This window comes from methanotrophic endosymbiont of Bathymodiolus puteoserpentis (Logatchev), from assembly GCF_900128525.1.
Classification (GTDB): Bacteria; Pseudomonadota; Gammaproteobacteria; order Methylococcales; family Methylomonadaceae; genus Methyloprofundus.
In genome coordinates, this window is record NZ_FQTQ01000046.1 from 1 (window position 1) to 4,197 (window position 4,197).

The 4,197-nt window shown below is 40.5% G+C and carries 3 protein-coding genes; 1 reads left to right on the top strand and 2 read right to left on the bottom strand.

The annotated features are described in order from the left end of the window. The first annotated feature begins 202 nt into the window (after window positions 1–202). Window positions 203–706 (top strand): hypothetical protein, encoded by a 504-nt coding sequence (locus tag BQ7314_RS02485; protein ID WP_174482128.1) that lies wholly within the window; start codon window positions 203–205, stop codon window positions 704–706. A gap of 292 nt (window positions 707–998) precedes the next feature. On the opposite strand, the gene BQ7314_RS02490 is transcribed toward BQ7314_RS02485, so the two are convergent. Next, window positions 999–3,242: a fused MFS/spermidine synthase gene (locus tag BQ7314_RS02490; RefSeq protein WP_174482129.1), complete on the bottom strand. Its 2,244-nt coding sequence runs from the start codon at window positions 3,240–3,242 to the stop codon at window positions 999–1,001. Between the two features lie 543 nt (window positions 3,243–3,785). Beyond that, the gene (locus BQ7314_RS02495) at window positions 3,786–4,091 is read right to left on the bottom strand and encodes a c-type cytochrome (RefSeq protein ID WP_174482130.1); all 306 of its coding nucleotides are present in this window, start codon (window positions 4,089–4,091) and stop codon (window positions 3,786–3,788) included. Between the last annotated feature and the right edge of the window lie 106 nt (window positions 4,092–4,197).

Consider the following 4,197-nt stretch of genomic DNA (forward strand, 5'->3'; position numbering starts at 1 on the left):
GATTACCAAACAAGCTTGGCGGTTCTTAAAAAACAATTTCCTAAAGAAAAGCGCCACATGGCTCTTTGAGCGCAAGCTCCGACCTGTTTTGATGGCATATCTGTAATAAAATGTCGGACACCGTTAACAATTAGACGATGATCATTTCGACATTGCTGTTTCTGGCATTACACCAAATCTCAGCTTACTCGCAGCCTCACGCATGCTATACAGCACTAGCTATCTTGATGTACATTTAGCCTTAGTTGTACCCGACCATCTGCGTAATAAATTCAGCAATAGTGAATCCATTCTTAAGCTCAAGAATATCCGGGCATTTGTACGTAAAGAAAGTCATTTCTCAGCTCGTGCTCACCAGCTATTCCCCAATTTTAACGTGACTGAATTAGACTCAGAGATAGAGTTTTTCAACAATAAGGAATTCCACAATCAAATTATTCTCACCACGGCTGAAGGTGGTTCCGCTTGGACACTGCTCTACCCTGAATATGTTGTAGTCAATCCTTTTGCTAACCGCCAAGGCGCTCCATTAGTAATTGCCGTTAGTGACGAAGACCTAATACTGGAACATTTTCTCAGTACTTGGATTAAAATCAAACAAACAGATGGTACGATTGATACTTTATTTGCACACTGGATTCAAGGAGAAACAAGCCAGAAAAACAAAACCCGCTGGAACCTTATGGATTACCTTTTAAACAAATAACGACCTGTTAAAAAATAAAGTAGCACTCTACGCATCCACTGCCATTAAGTTAAGGAATTAGCTCATTGGGGCGCTGAGCACTCATCTATGAACTTCTACAGCATCATGGAAACAAGAAATAAGACTATTAATTCAAACTAATAACCAATCAAACATGGGCACAAGCTTTATTGAAAGTCTAGGTTGAACATAAATCCCCCGCTAACAACTTTATAGGAAAGCAGACAGAAAAAACTACCTGCCCCCTTTAATAGCCGAAAGCTACTATATTCTTTGCTATTAAGCTACCCAATTACTTCCAAATACTCACTATATTAGTAAAGTCATCTGTCCACGGTTTCATATCAAAATACAAGGCAGGTTTCTGCCACAGACCTAAGCCTTGCTTATATAAAGGCGCTAAGGCCTGTTCATTTTTGGCTAAAACAAACCAATCTGTCGCAATAACTAAAGGAATTTCTCGCTGTGGTTTAAACTCTTGTATCAATGCGGCATAACCTAATTGCTTGGCATGATCAGATAAAACCTTCTTCAAGGCTAAATGTCGATTGGTAATATGAAACGCTAAAATGCCATTCTCGGTTAATTTACTCAGGTAAAGTTGTATCGCTTCTTGAGTTAATAAATGCGTCGGTACTGAATCTGAACTAAAGGCATCAATCACTAATAGGTCAAATTTTGCATCCGCTTCTGATTGTAAAGATAAACGCGCATCACCAATAACCATGGCTGCTTTTGGTGTGCATCGTTGTAAATAAGTAAAATAGTTTATATTTTTTGCAATATCGACAATGACCGGATCAATTTCATAAAATGTCCATATTTGTTGTGGTTTGGCGTAACAAGCTAAAGCCCCCGCGCCTAAACCAACGATACCTATTTGCCACTGTTGATTGCTATTATCAAACTCTTTAAATAGCTGTCCCATCGGGCCTGGACGGCTATAATAAGTTAATGGCTCTTGCTCATGAATACCTGAACGTTGCGCACCATGTTTGGTTGTACCATGAAATAATTCTTTGTATTTTTCGGGTCTGCCCTGCTCATTTAATAAGACACTATTACGCACCGAGACCACACCAAAAAAGGTGCGTTCTTGATAAATAGTATTGGACATGATGGCACGCAAGCCAACAATAAAGAAAATTATCGTCCCTGTGAATAAGGCTAAGCTTAAAGCTTGCTTACGAAAGGCATAAGTTAAACCAGCCAATAATATCAGTGCTGTGCCGATATTATCCATATATCCACCTAGATCAGAAACACCTAAATAAATAGCCCAACCTAAAACAAAAATTAGCAGCGGAAATCCTGCTTGTTTAGCCCATACTTGCCATTGTTGATTCTGCCAAATTTTATCAGCAGGACGCAGTAATAAGGCGGCGACAATCATAATTGGGTATTCATAAATACCATTAAAGATAAAGGGAGCAACAAAGGTGTTAAACATACCACCTAACATGCCAGCAAAAGACATTATTAAATAGTATAAAGTTAGATAAGCGGTATGCGGGCGATATTTAGCCAACTCTCCATGACAGACCATAACCGCAAGGAAAAAGGCACATAAATGCAACACTAAATCCACCCAGTACGGTAATATCGCTGGATTAATAAAAGAGTAAGCAATAAAAGGTAATAAAACGACAGGCTGTAACCACACTGATACGCGATGAATGCCTTTAGCCCAGCGCGAGAAAACTAAAACAAAAGACAAGAGGTACAAGGTAAGTGGAATAATCCACAACAAAGGCGCTGCAGCGATATCGGTACTAACGAAATTAGTTAAGCCTAATAATAAGCTAGAAGGTACAAAAGCGAGTGCAAGCCAGTGAAGTTTCGTTAATAAAGTCGGTTCAACTTGTACAACCTTTTGTTCATCTATTTCTGTATTCGAGCTATCTTGATACAAACGTATAAACAGCCAAGCACAAGCGGCTATTAATAAAATCAGGCCAATATAGCCCACGCTCCATGTTATTTTTTGCGCACTTAAACCAATATTAGGTTCAATGATAAAAGGATAACTGAGTAGCGCTAACAGGCTACCGCTATTACTAGCTGCATAAAGGTAATAAGGATCATGACTGGTATGATGGCCGACATGCGAGAACCATTTTTGAATTAATGGTGAAGTGGTCGAAAGAATAAAAAAGGGTAAACCAATGGAAATAAATAACACGCCGACCAGCCACAACGTTGGATTGCTTTCGGTGGGCGGGGTCATAATTTCTGGCAGACCAACAGGAAGTGCAATTAAACTGATGAGTATAAGCGCGCCATGCACTTGAACTTGGCGCAAGGGTTTATATCGTGTGGAGATAAAGTGCGCGTATAAATAACCGAAAAACAGCAGCATCTGATAAAACACCATACAGGTATTCCAAACCGCAGGCGAACCACCCAGCAGCGGCAGCATAAGTTTGCCATACAGAGGCTGTAAGATAAACATCAGGGTTGCGCTAACAAAAAGCGTGCCTGCAAATACGAAAATCAAAGAAAGGCTACGTTCTGAGCGAGTTGATGTGTTGGGCATGATGTTAAAGGAGTCCGAAAAACAGCAATAAGATGGGTATTGTAGAGGGTGTAGCGTTGATTTTCAAAATAGCATAGGTTTTAAGGATCGTAGGGCAAACTTCAGTCCGCATGTATTGAGCCATTCTAACTGATGGTTATTAACTTAAGGCGAGCGTTAAGTACCGAAGCATCATGGCAAAACGTTTTTGTAGTTCCGAATTTATTCGTACCTTGTATTTAGGCAACTGGCTTGATATAGCCTACCCATACTTATGTAGCACTGCCAGTCCTTAAAGGACTGGCAGTGTTTATAGTATTCGACATCGGTATATGATTGAACGCCGCTCGCCTAAATAGACTTTTTTTAGTACGTATAAATTCGAACCTACGCAGCTTATGCAGACTATTAAAGTGTTAATTTAATTTTACGTGAGGACCTATGCATATATTTTGGTAGGGCGTGATGCCCGTTAATACCAATCACTCCATCTAAGGGCTGGCTAAAACCATGCCCTACCGCTTTTCTGCCCCAACGTAAAATGATAGCAACCTGAAGTCCACCCTACTTCAAACTGCCCATATATTCAGTAACAGCCCTAATATCCTCATCAGATAACATTCCAGCTATACCGCGCATAGGGCCATTTTTTCGCGTTCCCTCTTTAAAAGCACGTAATTGACGCTGTAAATAAGCGGGGTGTTGGCCAGCTAAACGGGGGGCTACACCCAGGCCTTGCGCACCATTTCCATGACAACCAAAACACATCGGTGCTTTAGATTTTCCCTGTTCCGCTAATTCCTTATCACCACCAGCACTTTTATTTTTTAATGAGGCAAAATAAGCAGCTAAGTCAAATACCTCCGGCAAAGCCGGAGGCTTGAAAACCGTGAACCGCTCGAAGCGGGTTAATTCATTTACCACCTAAAGGTAGCGGTGCTTTAAAATAGATCCAGTTGCTCTATTCGCTTATCTT